The following is a 15,782-nucleotide window of genomic DNA, read 5'->3' as shown; positions in this document are numbered from 1 at the left end:
ATGAAATATTTAAGATTATCAGGGCTTGAGCCACTGATTATTACTCCGGAATCAAATTTTATCAACGTTGGTGAAAGAACCAATGTTGCCGGATCTAAAAAGTTTTTAAGATTAATAAAAGAAGAGAAATTTTCTGAAGCCTTAAATATCGCAAGAGATCAGGTGGATGGCGGTGCTCAGATCCTTGACGTGAATTTTGACGACGGTTTGATTGACGGAAAAGCTTCCATGATTAAATTCCTGAACCTCATTGGTTCCGAACCTGATATTTCGAAAATCCCGATCATGGTCGATTCTTCCAAATGGGAAATTCTGGAAGCTGGTTTACAGGTTGTTCAGGGGAAATGTGTGGTGAATTCGATCAGTTTAAAGGAAGGAAAGGAGGAGTTTGTAAAACACGCCAAAGCCATCAAAAGATATGGCGCCGCGGTAATCGTCATGGCCTTCGATGAGGTCGGACAGGCTGATAATTACGAAAGAAGACTTGAAATTACCAAACGTTCCTACGATATTTTGGTGGATGAGGTTAAATTTCCTGCTGAAGATATTATTTTCGATTTAAATATATTCCCTGTTGCAACCGGAATGGATGAACACCGTCGCAACGCAATCGATTTCATTGAAGCAACCCGTTGGGTAAGACAAAATCTTCCTTACGCCTCGGTGAGTGGAGGGGTTTCCAACGTTTCGTTCTCGTTCCGTGGAAATGATACGGTGCGCGAGGCGATGCACTCGGTTTTCCTTTATCATGCGATTCAGGCTGGGATGAACATCGGTATCGTAAATCCGGCCATGCTTGAGGTTTATGATGAAATTAATAAGGAACTTTTAGAACTCGTTGAAGATGTAATTCTCGACAAAAGAGAAGATGCTACCGAACGGCTTTTAGATTATTCTGAACGGAATAAATCGGTTAAAAAAGAAAAAGTAGAAGAACTCGAATGGCGTACTCATCCTTTGCAGGACAGAATTACCCATTCTTTGGTTAAAGGTATCGACCGTTTCATCGAAGAAGATGTTGAGGAAGCCAGATTACAGTCTAAAAGGCCACTCCACGTGATCGAAGTCAATCTGATGACCGGAATGGGCGTTGTTGGAGATTTATTCGGAAGCGGAAAAATGTTTCTCCCACAGGTGGTTAAGTCAGCGAGGGTAATGAAGAAAGCTGTAGCTTATCTGCAGCCATTCATTGAAGCCGAAAAAGATGTGGCTCAGAAACCTAACGGAAAAATTTTGATGGCAACCGTTAAAGGCGATGTTCACGATATCGGAAAAAATATTGTGAGTGTGGTTTTGGGTTGTAATAATTATGATATTGTCGATTTGGGCGTAATGGTTCCAGCCGAGAAAATTATTCAGGCAGCCATTGATCACAATGTAGATGTTATTGGTTTGAGTGGATTGATCACGCCAAGTTTGGATGAAATGGTCTACATCGCCTCAGAACTGGAAAGACAGAATTTAAATTTCCCTCTCTTAATCGGTGGTGCAACAACTTCGAAAGCGCACACTGCAGTAAAAATTGATTTAAAATATAAAAACGCCGTCGTTCACGTGAATGACGCTTCCAGAGCGGTAAACGTGGTGAGTTCTTTGCTTGGAGACCGGAATAAAGAATATGTGGATGATCTGAAAAGTGATTATTCAGATTTCAGAGAAAAATTCCTGAACAGACAGGTTGATAAAAACTATGTTTCCATTGAAGATGCCCGAAAAGATAAGTTTAAAATCGATTGGGAAAATGAAGAAATTTTCACACCCAATAACTTAGGAATTCAGGTTTTTGAAAATCAGGATTTGGAAGAATTAATTCCTTTCATCGACTGGTCACCGTTTTTCAGAAGCTGGGATCTCCACGGAAAGTATCCGAATATTTTTGATGATGAGATTGTAGGCGAGCAGGCAAAAGAATTATTTGCAGACGGACAGAAAATCCTGAAGAAAATTGTGGACGAAAAACTGTTGGTTGCCAAAGCAATCTTCGGAATTTTCAAAGCCAATTCAACCGAAACGGATGATATTTTAATTTATGATGAAAATGATCAGGAAAAAGTCAAATTTTTAACGCTGAGACAGCAGGTTCAGAAATCAAAAGGTAAAGATTATATCGCGCTGAGTGATTTTATTGCACCTAAAAGTTCAGGAAAGACTGATTACATGGGCGCTTTCTGCGTGTGTACAGGTTTTGGAACTGATGAACTGTCTGATCAGTACGAAAAAAACAACGACGATTACAACGCCATCATGGTTAAAGCCATTGCAGACCGTTTTGCAGAAGCTTACGCAGAATTTTTGCATAAAAAAGTGCGTACAGAATATTGGGGTTACGCTAATCAGGAAAATTTAAGCAACGAAGAATTAATTGCCGAAAAATACAAAGGAATTCGTCCTGCGCCGGGTTATCCCGCCTGTCCGGATCATTTGGAGAAACATGCGATTTGGGATCTTTTAAATGTAGAAGAAGAAATCGGTGTTTATCTTACTGAAAGTTTGGCAATGTTCCCTACAGCAGCGGTTTCCGGATATTATTTTGGAAGTCCCCACGCCAAATATTTTGGTTTAGGAAAAATTTCAGAAGATCAGTTGAAAGAATATTCTGTAAGGAAAGGAATTTCTTTACAGGAAGCAAGAAAATGGCTGAATCCTAATTTGGCAGACGGAATTTAGAACTTATATTCTTTTTCAAAAAAAATTAAACTACTACTATAATAAATGAAAATCACAGACCACATAAAAAACGCCAACGGCAAAACTCTATTTTCCTTAGAGGTAGTTCCGCCTCAAAAGGGAATCGGGATTGAAGATTTATATAAAAATATCGACCCGTTAATGGAATTTAAACCTCCATTTATTGACGTCACGACTTCACGAGAAGAATATATTTACATCGACAAAGGAAACGGTTTGATGGAGCGCAGAATCACGAGAATGCGTCCCGGAACTTTGGGAATTTGTGCGGCAATTCAGCATAAATATAATGTAGATACCGTTCCACACCTGCTTTGCGGAGGTTTTACAAAAGAAGAAACAGAATATCTTTTGGTTGACTGTATGTACTTGGGAATCGACAATATCATGGCACTTCGTGGCGATGCGATGAAAGGTCATCAATATTTTGAAGCTACTCCAGGCGGTCATTCAAGTGCTATGGATTTGGTAAATCAGATCAACAATTTGGGAAGAGGAAAGTATCTTCACGATGATCAGGCCTGCGATGAACACAACAAATTCTGCATCGGAGTTGCCGGTTATCCCGAAAAACATATGGAAGCCCCATCAATGAATTACGATCTGAAATGGCTCAAGCAAAAAGTGGATGCCGGCGCAGATTATATTGTGACCCAAATGTTTTTTGACAATAAAAAGTACATCGAATTTGTGACTAAAGCGCGTGAAATGGGAATTACCGTTCCCATCATTCCTGGAATTAAACCGATTGCTACTAAAAAACATTTAAAATTACTGCCGCAGGTTTTCAAAATTGATTTGCCTGAAGATTTGATCAATGCCGTGGAAAGTGCGAAAAATAATGAGGCCGTAAAACAAATCGGCGTGGAATGGGCCATCAGCCAATGCAAGGAATTGCTTGATTTTGGCGTTCCTGTACTGCATTTTTACTCGATGGGTAAAAGTGATAATATTAAAAAAGTGGCTGGAGAGCTGTTTTAAATAGTTAGTAAAAGTGAAAAAGATAAGGCTTCAGAGATTTTCTGAGGCCTTATTGTTTATATTCTGTCTGATATTGAATTAATTGATCAAAAACACTTTTCGTCGTCGGTTTTGAGGAATTGGTATTAAAAATAAACATTCCGCTGTCGATATTAAAAAAGTATTTTTTTGTATCATCACTCACCGAGAACCATTTCAACAGTCCATTCACCAGATTGATATCTTCCCATCTTATTGACGATTCATCCAAATTGAATGTGTGCGGATTCTGATTTAAAGTGTCTCTGAAAATGATTTTTCTATCTTCAATGTAAATCATTCCGCTTCCCTGAAACGCTTTCAGTTTAAAGAACTCATTTTGCGTATTTCCCATATTGTACCTTACAAAAGCATGATATTCTGGAGTGCCAATTTCATCCAGAAGAATTTTCTGTTTTTTCTTTCTGCTTTGTGCCGCTAAGTATGCAATCAGGAAAATAATTGCAGGAATAGACAACAGAAAAATGAAAAATAAAATAATGACAAAAACTAATGGTTCCATGATTTGATTTTTTTAAATTTTAAACTGTCGGATGCTTTTCAAACTCTTTTGTGCGGTCAAATAAATATCGGTAGGTTGCCAGTTTTCTTGTTACTTCAGTCTCCAAATGTTTTGCCAGCCCCAGCATTTTTGGGTTAAAATCTCCAATCCACTGCATTTCAAAATCCTCAAATTTTGTTGCCACGCGGAAATGGTTGGCAGCCTCTACGATAAGGTAACCTTCAACGCCTTTATTTTGCCACTCCGGAAGAACTCCAAAAATTAAACCAACGAACTTGGAATTATGTTTAAAAGTTTTGTAATAAAGAAACTTCAGCTTATCTAAAAATCCAAATTTCCCATCTAGATATTTAAACCATTGATTCAGATCCGGAATATTGATCCACATCGCAATCGGATTTCCACTTTCATAAGCGAACCACGCAATATGTTCATTCATTACAGGCTTCATCGTGTTAAAAAGTTTTTTGACGTCATTCAGAGACATCTGCTTTCCGCCACCGTGGCTTTCCCATGATTTGTTGTAAATTGTATAAAAATCTTCAGTAAACCTATCCATGTTAGCTTTCGTTACGCGTTTGGACGAAAAATTTTCGTTTTTAGAATGCTTGGCGTGCATAATATTGAAAATCCTTGAAGTAGGAGCATGGGCTTTTCTGCTGAAACAAAGCTGGTTATAGTATATCTGAAAACCATAATTCTCAAATAGATCTTTGTAATAGGGGAAATTATAGTTCATCCCATACAGAGGTTCAGAAAAACCTTCAATAAGCACACCCCAAAATTTATTGCGTTCCCCGAAATTTATTGAACCATCCATCGCTTCCATACCTCTCTGCTGAAGCCAGTTTTTACAGTGTTCAAATATGAAATTGGCAGTCTCCTGATCATTAATGCAGTCAAAAAATCCTATCCCGCCGGTGGGTTGTTTTTCGATGTATTGTTTATTGATAAAAACAGCAACTTTTCCAACTGTCTTATGATCTTTTTTAAACAGAAATCTTTTGCTTTCACCAGTTGTAAAACACTTGTTTTTGCTGTTGTCAAAAACGCTTTCAATGTCTTTGTCCAAAGGCCGGATATACGCTTTGTCATCTTTATAAAGTCTCGCTGGAAACTCCAGAAATTCCTTTTTTTGTGCGCTACTCAGTACTTCTTCTGCAATGATCATAATTTTTCAGGCTAATATAAGGTGAAAGGTAATTCAAATTTGGGGCAAATTAAAATATAGAATTAATTTTATCCGTATTTTTGTTGCAAAATAAATAAAAATGGTTGATTTTACCGATAACGATGATGATATTTTCACAGGGAAAGAGCATACGCCGATTCGTGAAGATGCCTTTGAGAAATCGCCACAGGAAAAAATAGAAAAAATTACACAACTCTTCGGAGAAATCATGGAAACACTTGGTCTTGATATGACCGATGATTCATTAAAAGATTCTCCTAAAAGGGTTGCCAAAATGTATGTCAACGAAATTTTCGGAGGATTACTTCCTGAAAACAAACCCGGAATTTCTACATTTTCAAACAAATACAAATACCGCCAGATGTTGGTGGAAAAAGACATCACAGTTTACTCATTCTGCGAACATCACTTCCTGCCAATAATCGGAAGAGCACACGTCGCGTATATTTCGAGTGGTGATGTAATCGGACTTTCGAAAATTAACAGAATTGTTGATTACTATGCGAAAAGACCTCAGGTTCAGGAGAGACTGACGATGCAGATTGTTGATGCTTTGAAAGATGCTTTGGGAACTCAGAATGTTGCCTGCATTATCGATGCAAAACACCTTTGTGTAAATTGCAGAGGAATAAAAGATACTGCAAGTTCAACCATTACTGCTGAATTAAGTGGAATTTTCAGAACCAATCCGATTACCAGACAGGAGTTTCTGCATTATGTAGGAAGCCACGCGAAACTGGATTATTAGAAGTATAGAAATGATAAAATTTAGAAGAGTTTCAAGCCAGATTTTCATCACAACCATTATTTGTTGTGGCTAATTTGTAATGAATTAATTTCAAATTTCAAACCTCAAATTTCAAATCAAATAATGCAACTAAAAATATACAATTCGCTCACAGCGGAAAAAGAAATATTCACACCAATCCACGAAAATAATGTCGGTATGTACGTTTGTGGACCGACGGTTTACAGCAATGTGCATTTGGGAAATGTGCGTACCTTCCTTTCTTTCGATTTTATTTACCGAAGCTTAATGCATTTGGGCTATAAAGTTCGATACGTAAGAAATATTACTGATGCTGGACATTTAACTGATGATGGAGACGTCAACAACGACCGTTTCGTGAAGCAGACCCGTCTGGAAAAATTGGAACCAATGGAAATCGTGCAGAAATATACAGTCGATTTTCACAAAGTTCTTGAAATGTTTAATCTTCTTCCTCCGAACATTGAGCCGACAGCAACCGGTCACATCGTTGAACAGATCGAACTGACTCAAAAATTAATTGAAAAAGGTTTTGCTTACGAAAGCAACGGTTCGGTTTACTTTGATGTTTTAGAATACAACAAAAGAGGTCTGAATTACGGTGAACTTTCAAAACGAAATATAGAAGAACTTTTTGCCAACACCAGAGATCTTGATGGACAGGGCGAAAAGAAAAACCCACAGGATTTTGCCTTGTGGAAAAAAGCTTCTCCTGCTCACATCATGCGTTGGAATTCTCCCTGGGGAGAAGGTTTTCCTGGATGGCACCTTGAATGTACTGCAATGAGTACGAAATATCTGGGCGACAAATTCGATATCCACGGAGGTGGAATGGATTTAAAATTCCCACACCACGAGTGTGAAATCGCACAGGGCAAAGCCTGCAATGACGTGGAGCCTGTAAATTACTGGATGCACGCCAACATGCTGACCATGAATTCTCAGCGTATGAGCAAGTCTACCGGAAATTATATTTTACCTAAACAGTTGGTTTCAGGTGAAAACGATTTCTTCGAAAAACCTTTTCATCCTACAATCGTTCGTTTCTGCTTTCTTCAGGCGCACTACAGAAGTGTTTTGGATATCTCCAATGATGCGATGCTGGCCAGCGAGAAAGGTTTCAGTAGGTTAATGGAAGCATTGAAAATTGTTTCAAGTTTTGATTTTCAGGTTTCAGATTCATCGTCATTTGATTTGAAAGGTTGGAAACAAAAATGTTATGATGCACTGACAGATGATTTCAATTCACCGATTTTGATTTCACATATTTTTGAAGCGGTTAGTTTTATTTTTAAATTAAAAGAAAATAAAGAAACCATTTCAGCAGAGGATTTGGAAGATTTAAAATCAACTTTAAATACGTTTGTTTTTGATGTTTTAGGTTTACAGAATATCGAAGAAAATAACAACGAAAAATTAGACCAGACATTACAGGTTTTAATTGAATTGAGAAATCAAGCAAGAAAATCTAAAAACTTTGACCTTTCTGACCAGATTAGAGATAAGCTTTTAGCAGAAGGCATTGAACTGAAAGATGGTAGAGAAGGTACAACGTACTCTATATCATAAAGTTTTACTTCTTAAAATTCACATCCCTTTCAAAATTTATCATTTGAAAGGGATTTTTTTGTTAACTTTGAGAAGCATCAATTAAAATATTATATTATGGTAAAAAAACTATTTTCTTTAATTCTTTTTTGCTTTTCGTATCTATTGTTGTTTTCTCAATTTAGTTGGCAGAAAATGAATACTGTATATCCTTCAGGTGTAAATAATATTTCTATTAATTACAGTATTGTTAATGACCAAGTGATTTGGGCAAATTTTTGGAATGATATGGGAAGGGTGGCTTACTCAAAAAGTACAGATGGCGGAAATACATGGAACGCAGTACCAACAGTATTTCAATATAATGATTCCAATTTTCGAGTTACAGATTTTTTTGCAGTTTCGGAAAATGTCGCTTTTTTGGCGGCATCTTATCAGAATAATATCGGAAGAGGACGTTTATACAAAACGGTAAATGGTGGTACTACTTGGAATGCTGTAAAAGATTTTTCTACATTATTATCGTATGTTCATTTTTGGGATGCAAATGTCGGAATTGCAGTTTGTTATCCAGACAACAGTACTACTGGTTCTAAAAAGATAGAAATATTTAAAACTACAGACGGTGGAGTTACATGGGTTGCGAAAGGAGGAGGTTTGCTTACAGATTCACGGCCTAATCAAATTCCTAGATATATAAAAGATGATTTGGGAAATTCGTTTTGGTTTGGTTCTAGCGATGGTGAAATGATAAAAACGAATGATCAAGGTACAACTTGGTCGGTAACACAGTCACCTTACGACTCGTCTCATTATGAATTTGGGACTAAAAGTTTAGGACATTTTGCGATGATTGACACGAATACTGCCTATTTTACTGATTTTAATACAGGGAAACTCTATAAAACTACTGATGGTTTTGTAACTGAACAATACGTTAGTGATCCTGGATTTGGTCGGCAAACCTATTTAGAAAAAATACCTAATACCGATATTTTAATTGCTGTTTCGGGAAGTTTCAACCCAGGAACTTCAAGAGGTTCAAAGTATAGCACCGATGGCGGTCTTACATGGGTTCTCATTAATAATATAGGCAGAATGTTTGTAAAATCTAAAGGAATTGATATGACTTTTGCATTCGGTTGGGACGGTTTAGGTGGAGATAGTGATTACTGGAGAATTGTAAAACTAAATGGAAGACCAATTGATCCTCAAAACCCTCAAAATCCTCAGAATCCAGGATCCCCCGGAAGTCCAGGAACTCCCGGAAGCCCTCAAATAGGGTCAGGAAGTGAATCTGATATTTTTGGTATTTATCCTATTCCTACAGGTGATTTTTTAAATATTAAATCTAAAGTATTGTTAGATTCTTTCTTAATTTGGGATTTTTCAGGAAGATTAATTTGGCAAGGAAAAAGTGATAATAATAAAATAAATGTATCTTGGCTTAGCAAAGGTGTTTATCAGGTTTCTGTGTTGCACCAAGGAATTTATCACTATAGAAAATTTATTAAAGAATAAATATTTTAAAATTGTAAAACGATAAAATCAAAACTCTCATTACTTTAAGTATTGAGAGTTTTTTTATTTCTTATTCAGGAAAATTATTTAACTTAGTAATAACAAAAACGTTACAAATAAAATTTACATATGAAAAAACATTTATTCCCTATTATCTTATTATTACTTGGAAATACAATCAACGCACAGCAAGATTTCTTTGCATTGACAGGAAAAGATTCTCCAAGAATTGAGTTTAGCGACTTCCGTGCAATGAATTCGGACGGAACTTCTGGGCAAAGTATTTTCGGCGTTTCTTCGGAAGCAACAGTGATTTCTCAGGAAAGAAAAACTATGGTTACCGAAGATAAAAATACTTATAATCATGCTCAGTCGATGACTTTGGCGGCTTTAGCATTAGATTCTTCCGGAAATAATTTGGTGTATATGCCGATGTTTTCGTCTAATATTTATGTTTTAAATCAAAAAACTAAGGAAATTACTTTAGTTGAAAATTCGATTGCCAGAGTTACATCTTGTGATATCAATTCGCATATTACTAGAATGACAACCGGTTATGACGGAAATATTTATGCAATTAACAACGCAGGAACGCAATTCCTACAAATCAGCAAGAAAAATAATCAATATATTGTTAATGATCTTGGAACGATTAAAGATGATCCTTCAAACGGTAAAAATTCGTTTACCGAAATGTCTAGTGGTTTTGGAGGTGATATGATTGCCGATGCAGACAATAATTTCTTCGTTTTTTCAACTTCAGGAAATGTGTTTAAAGTTTCAACAAAAGAATTAAACGCAAAATTTGTAGGAAAAATCACAGGTCTACCTGAAACATATTCTGTAAACGGAGCGGCTGTAAATTCAAAAGGAAAAGTAGTGATTGCGAGTGCAAAAGGTGCTGCTTTATATGAATTAAATCTTGAAAATTTAGAAGCTAAACAGCTTCCGGGAGAACAAAATCTTCATATCTACGATTTGGCAAGCAAGTATTTTGCAAACGAAAGAGTTGCAGCAGTAGCTACTTTAGCAAATATCGATGTTTATCCCACAAAAGTTGATGAACAAACTATCACTGTGAATGTGAATGATAAAGCTGTAAAAGGAAATATTAAAGTGAATATTTTTGATGCTTCCGGAAAATCTGTAATGACAACTAATTTATCTGTAAAAGACGGAAATCTTAATCAGCAGATTCAGCTTAGAAATCTTGTGACAGGAGCTTACATCGTAAATATTGCAGAAGAATCTGGTAAGATTTTACTTTCTAAGAAAATTTTGGTTACTAAGTAAATTTATATTTTAATAATATTTAAAGACCTTTTCTCAGTTTTGAGAAGAGGTTTTTTAATGAATATTTGATGTTGCAACAACTTGTTTTTCAATTTTTAAACGTATTTTTAAGAAAAATATACATAGATGAAATTATATTTTAATATAGAATATCATGCGAAGCCCGGCGAAAACTTAGAATTGATCATTGATGAAAAAGATTCTTCCATTCGAAATCACATGATGTTTCATACCGAAAATGACTTATGGAAATGCGAAGTAGATTTTTTTTCAAAATCAATTGCTTATCAATATCGACTTAAAGACGAACGAGGAAATGTCTTGCATGAAGAATTTGTTCAGCATCATTTAAGTTTTCCTCACAATTATAAAGAGTTTTTAATTTTTGATGAATGGAACAGTAAAAACTTTCCTGAAAATTATTTAAATAATAAAATTCTTAAAAATAAACTTAATCAATTTGTTCCGCAAAAAACTTCGGTTTTAAAAAAACATACTCATTTATTCAGAATTGAGGCGCCAGTTTATAATCCGGATTGGGAAATTATCTTAATTGGAAATGTCGCTTCATTAGGAAACTGGAGCTATGAAAATTCAATTCATTTATCTCAGACAGATTTCGGAATTTGGGAAGCTTCAGTTGAGATTTCAGAAATTCAGTTGATTCAATATAAATATGCGATTTTTGATAAAAAACAGCAGAAAATAATTGATGTTGAAAGTGGTGAAAACAGATTGACTGATCCAAATCCACAAAATGATGTTTTGCAAATTGTTTCAGATCATTATTTTAGATTTAAATCTTATCAAATGTATCACGATGCAGGAGTTGCGGTTCCTGTTTTCTCTTTACGAACCGAAAATGGTTTTGGCGTAGGTGAATTTTCAGATTTGAAAAAACTGGCAGATTGGGCAAATGAAATTTCATTAGGAATTATTCAGATTTTACCAATAAATGATACAACTGCAAACTATTCCTGGACAGATTCTTATCCTTATGCGGCGGTTTCTGTGTACGCTTTGCATCCGCAATATATCTCTATTGAAAATCTGGATTTTAAATTACCGAAAGATTTAGTTGGCGAATATGAAGCTGAAAAGAATGAATTAAATTCGTTGGAATTGGTTGATTATGAAAAGATGATTTCTTCAAAATGGAAATATCTGAAAGCTATTTTCAATGTAGAAAAAGAGAAAATTTACAAAGACAGAAGTTTTAAAAAATTTATAAAAGATAATGAAGAATGGCTTCTTCCATATTCAGCTTTCTGTGTTTTGAGAGATAAATATAAAACCCCGAACTTCAACAATTGGAAAACCCATAAAAAATACATTGCAGGAAAAATAACTCCGTTTTTCTCGGCTAAAAATAAAGATTATGATGCTTCAATGCTTCATGCATGGGTGCAATTTCAACTTGATAAGCAATTGAAAGACGTGATAGAATATATTCATGGTTTAGGAATTTCTTTGAAAGGAGATTTACCAATCGGAATTTATAGATATTCTGTAGAAGCTTGGACAGAACCGGAATTATTCGGTATGGATTTTCAAGCAGGAGCTCCACCAGATCAGTTTACGGAAATCGGACAAAACTGGGAATTCCCAACTTACGATTGGGAAGCAATGAAGAATGACAATTATAAATGGTGGAAAAACCGATTCAAAGCATTGGAGAAATATTTTGATGCAATGAGAATTGATCATATTCTTGGGTTTTTCAGAATCTGGAGAATGCCTGTTTCTGCAACTCAGGGCATTTTGGGGTATTTTTATCCTGCAGTTCCGGTAGTTTTAGAAGAATTTAAAGCGAGACATATCCCTTTTGATTTTGAAAGATATTGTACGCCTTTTATCAATGATGAGATTTTGTGGAAATATTTTGGTGAAGAAAGTTTCAAAGCATTAGAATATATCAATAAATATTCAGACGGAAAATATCAGTTTAAAGAAGAATTTAATACGCAGAGAAAAATTTCAGATTATTTTAAAGAATCAAATAATGATTTATCCGAGAAATTAATTTCACTATGCGCCAATGTTTTGTTTTTAACGGAAGAAAAAAATGGCGATGCCGTTTATCATCCAAGATTCAATGTTTTTAAAACTGAGTCTTACCAATATCTTTCTGACTGGGAAAAAAGGTCGATTTACGAACTTTATCAGGACTATTTCTTCAAAAGACAAGATTATTTATGGAAAGAAAAGGCAATGGAAAAACTTCCTGTGATTTTGAATGCTACAGATATGTTAATTTGCGGTGAAGATTTAGGTTTAGTTCCCGATTGTGTTCCCGAAGTGATGGATGAACTAGCAATCATTGCTTTGAAGGTTCAGCGAATGCCTTCCGGAAATATTCAGTTTTACAATCCTAAAAAAGCGGGGTATTTGAATGTGGTTACAGCATCTTCACACGACAGTTCGACACTTCGTCAATGGTGGAAAGAAAATCAAGTGTTAACGCAAACTTATTTTAATCAACAATTAAATCAACAGGGAAAAGCTCCAGAAGATTTGAATCCATATTTAGCGGAAATTATTATGAAGCAACATCTTTACAACGATGCTATGTTGGCAATTTTCCCGATTCAGGAATTCTTTGCTCTTGACGAAAATTTGATTAATTATAAAATGGATAATGAGCGAATTAACAATCCTGCAGTATTTCCGCATTATTGGCGATACAGAATGCATTTAAATTTAGAAAATTTAATGGAAAGTTCAGAATTTAACCAGAAAATTTCAAATTGGGTTAACGACAGTGGGCGTAATTGATGAAAATTATTTAATTGAAAATCAATTGTTTAAAAATATTTTAATAAGAAGTTTTGTCTGAGGATTTAACTTCTTTTTTTTATTCATATCAAAAAGATAAGAATGAGAATTCTTATATTAACCAATTAATGATTAAAAAAATGAAAAAAATATTTATAGGATTTGCACTTGGATTAGCAACTTTAACTTTTGCTCAGCAATATCCAAATAATGGAGGCTATAATGATGGATATTACGGTAACAACGACGGATATTACAGTGATGAGGATGACAGGAATTATTTCCCTGATGATTATTACTACAATTATCCACAAGATTATTACCCTGCAGATTATTACCAAAGTTATTACAACGATTACAGACAGAGTATCATTAATATCAACTGGAACGGATTTTTTGCTCAGCATAGATTAAACCGTTGGCAAATTGATCAGATTTTATATCTGAATAATTTATACTCAAATTTTGCAACTTGGAATAATTTCTACCGTTACAATCCGGATAGATGGTATTATGACAGATTTTATGCAATGGAAAGAATCTTAGGACCAAGAGTTTTTGTGGTTTTCCAGAATAATTATTATCATGGAGCGAGTCCGGTTGTATATTTCCAAAATTACAGAAGAACGCATTATGTTCCAAGATTTAGAGTAACTCCGAGATATAGAAATGTAAACATTAATGTTTATAAAGTTGAAAGAAGCGGTTTCCGTGGAAATGATAACCCAACTTTAAATGTGGTGAGAAATTCAGGATTCAGAAATAATAACTCTGGAGGAGCAAGAAATGAAAGTGGAGTAAGAGGTGGAAATAATGGTGGATTCAGAAATTCTGATAATGGTGTAAGAAACAACAACGGAGATAATGGAGTGAGAGGAAACTCAGGAAATGGTGGTTTCAGATCTGAAAGTCCAAGAGTTGAGAGCAGTTCTCCGAGAAATAATGGTAATGGCGGATTCAGATCAGAAACTCCAAGAACGGTTTCTCCAAGATCAGAAAGCAGTTCGCCTCGAAATAACGGAAATGGAGGCTTCAGATCTCAACCGAGAAACGAAAGTTCTAGTCCGAGACAAAATAGTTCTCCAAGACAGGAAAGCAGAGGAGGTGAAGGAAGGAGTTCTGGCTTTAGAGGTAATTTAGTGAGTAATTAGTTTTCATATATTATATTTGAGTGGTGTTGAGAGTGGATTTTTTATCTACTCTCTTTTTTATTTTAGAAATTATTAGATATTTAATATTAAAATTTAACAATATTTGTGAATTTCGTTTTTAACTTCTTCTGAAATTTAGTATCAAAAAGATATAACAAACAATTAATTAATTTAAGCACATGAAAAAATTAGTATTAGCCGCAGCGTTTATAGTAACTGGAAGTTTTGCAATGGCACAGCAAGTAAATCCTCAGGATAAAAAAATCAACAGAGAGGAAATGCATAAAAAAATGGAGTTGAAGCAGCAGGAAAGAATGGATGAAATGCAGAAAGAGTTAAATCTGAACGAAGCTCAGGTTACAAAAATAAAAGGTCTGCATGAAAAACGGAAAGCTGAAATGAAAGCTAACTTTGAAAAAAACAAAGGGGAAAGACAGGCGAAAATGGAGAAAATGAAAGCCAAAAGACAACAAATGGATGCAGAAATGAAAACTATTTTATCTCCGGAACAATACAATAAATGGCAGGCTTCAAGAAAAGCAAAAATGGAAGAGAGAAAAGCTGCAATGAAAGAAAGAGGTTTTAAAGGTGAAAGAAAAATGATGGCGAAACCTCAGTCTGGAACTTCAATCTAAGCTGATGTAGGAGTTTATAATTTTGATTTTTAATGTTAGAGGACAGAAGCAATTCTGTCCTTTTTTATATTCAATCTAAATCTAAATTTTGTGAAAACTTTCCAATTCGCCTTATAATCCGTAAATTTGAGTATAAATTTTTTATTATGGTAAGTGAAAAAATCGCACAGTTAATAAACGAACAAATCGCACACGAGCAATATGCGGCTCAATATTATCTTTCTATGTCTGCTTGGTTTTCGGCAAAAGATTTAGACGGAATTGCCAATTACTTCAGAGTTCAGAGTAAAGAAGAATTGATGCACGCCGACAAAATGTTTGATTACTTAAATGATGTAGGAGGTCAAATTATTATCGGAGAAATTGCTCAGCCACCTCATGTATTTGAGAGCGCAGTAGATATTTTCGAAAAAGCCTTGGAGCATGAAAAGAAAGTAACAAAAAGTATCTTCAACATCGTGAAAAACGCAAATGACGAAGGTGATTTTGCAACGACTTCGTTCTTGCAGTGGTTTATCAATGAGCAAGTAGAAGAAGAGGCAAGCGCATCTCAGTATGTGACAAAAATAAAAATGGTTTGTGATAATCCTTCTGCATTATATCTTTTTGATCAGGAATTGGCGAAAAGAGTTTTTGTAGCAGATCCTACAGCGTAATTTATTTTTTAAATAACATGATAAAGTTTCGG

Annotated in this window: 12 protein-coding genes; 10 read left to right on the top strand and 2 right to left on the bottom strand. The window is 35.0% G+C overall.

Annotated elements, in window-relative coordinates:
* Both metH and metF read left to right on the top strand, forming a co-directional pair.
* Positions 1 to 2,667 carry a methionine synthase gene (metH, locus tag OEA66_RS06690; RefSeq protein ID WP_267280656.1) on the top strand — a complete coding sequence of 889 codons (2,667 nt, stop codon included), beginning with the start codon at positions 1 to 3 and terminating at the stop codon, positions 2,665 to 2,667.
* Between the two features lie 45 nt (positions 2,668 to 2,712).
* Positions 2,713 to 3,669 (top strand): methylenetetrahydrofolate reductase [NAD(P)H], encoded by a 957-nt coding sequence (metF, locus tag OEA66_RS06685; protein ID WP_056076163.1) that lies wholly within the window; start codon positions 2,713 to 2,715, stop codon positions 3,667 to 3,669.
* A gap of 49 nt (positions 3,670 to 3,718) precedes the next feature.
* On the opposite strand, the gene OEA66_RS06680 is transcribed toward metF, so the two are convergent.
* Positions 3,719 to 4,210 (bottom strand): hypothetical protein, encoded by a 492-nt coding sequence (locus OEA66_RS06680; protein WP_267280655.1) that lies wholly within the window; start codon positions 4,208 to 4,210, stop codon positions 3,719 to 3,721.
* Positions 4,211 to 4,229: 19 nt separating this feature from the next.
* Positions 4,230 to 5,381, bottom strand: coding sequence for a hypothetical protein (locus OEA66_RS06675; RefSeq protein ID WP_267280654.1), 1,152 nt, complete (start codon positions 5,379 to 5,381; stop codon positions 4,230 to 4,232).
* Between the two features lie 100 nt (positions 5,382 to 5,481).
* Here OEA66_RS06675 and folE point away from each other — a divergent pair, with 100 nt between their 5' ends.
* The 8 genes from folE to OEA66_RS06635 all read left to right on the top strand — a co-directional run bounded on the left by folE (position 5,482) and on the right by OEA66_RS06635 (position 15,750).
* Positions 5,482 to 6,150, top strand: a complete 669-nt coding sequence (gene folE / locus OEA66_RS06670; RefSeq protein WP_047447041.1) for a GTP cyclohydrolase I FolE — start codon at positions 5,482 to 5,484, stop codon at positions 6,148 to 6,150.
* Positions 6,151 to 6,273: 123 nt separating this feature from the next.
* Positions 6,274 to 7,740 (top strand): cysteine--tRNA ligase, encoded by a 1,467-nt coding sequence (gene cysS / locus OEA66_RS06665; RefSeq protein WP_267280653.1) that lies wholly within the window; start codon positions 6,274 to 6,276, stop codon positions 7,738 to 7,740.
* 174 nt (positions 7,741 to 7,914) lie between these two features.
* Positions 7,915 to 9,240, top strand: a complete 1,326-nt coding sequence (locus tag OEA66_RS06660; protein ID WP_267280652.1) for a T9SS type A sorting domain-containing protein — start codon at positions 7,915 to 7,917, stop codon at positions 9,238 to 9,240.
* A 129-nt stretch (positions 9,241 to 9,369) separates the two neighbouring features.
* The gene (locus OEA66_RS06655) at positions 9,370 to 10,533 is read left to right on the top strand and encodes a T9SS type A sorting domain-containing protein (protein ID WP_267280651.1); all 1,164 of its coding nucleotides are present in this window, start codon (positions 9,370 to 9,372) and stop codon (positions 10,531 to 10,533) included.
* 126 nt (positions 10,534 to 10,659) lie between these two features.
* Positions 10,660 to 13,308, top strand: coding sequence for a 4-alpha-glucanotransferase (locus OEA66_RS06650; RefSeq protein ID WP_267280650.1), 2,649 nt, complete (start codon positions 10,660 to 10,662; stop codon positions 13,306 to 13,308).
* Positions 13,309 to 13,448: 140 nt separating this feature from the next.
* Complete coding sequence (locus OEA66_RS06645) at positions 13,449 to 14,459, top strand: hypothetical protein (protein WP_267280649.1); 1,011 nt, start codon at positions 13,449 to 13,451, stop codon at positions 14,457 to 14,459.
* A 179-nt stretch (positions 14,460 to 14,638) separates the two neighbouring features.
* Positions 14,639 to 15,094: a DUF4890 domain-containing protein gene (locus OEA66_RS06640; protein ID WP_267280648.1), complete on the top strand. Its 456-nt coding sequence runs from the start codon at positions 14,639 to 14,641 to the stop codon at positions 15,092 to 15,094.
* 146 nt (positions 15,095 to 15,240) lie between these two features.
* The gene (locus tag OEA66_RS06635; protein ID WP_267280647.1) at positions 15,241 to 15,750 is read left to right on the top strand and encodes a ferritin; all 510 of its coding nucleotides are present in this window, start codon (positions 15,241 to 15,243) and stop codon (positions 15,748 to 15,750) included.
* Positions 15,751 to 15,782: the final 32 nt, after the last annotated feature.

Origin of the sequence: Chryseobacterium luquanense (assembly GCF_026460945.1) — a bacterium.
Taxonomy (GTDB): Bacteria; Bacteroidota; Bacteroidia; order Flavobacteriales; family Weeksellaceae; genus Chryseobacterium; species Chryseobacterium luquanense.
Note: the sequence above shows the minus strand (reverse complement) of the source record. Positions and strands in the feature narration are given on the sequence as shown.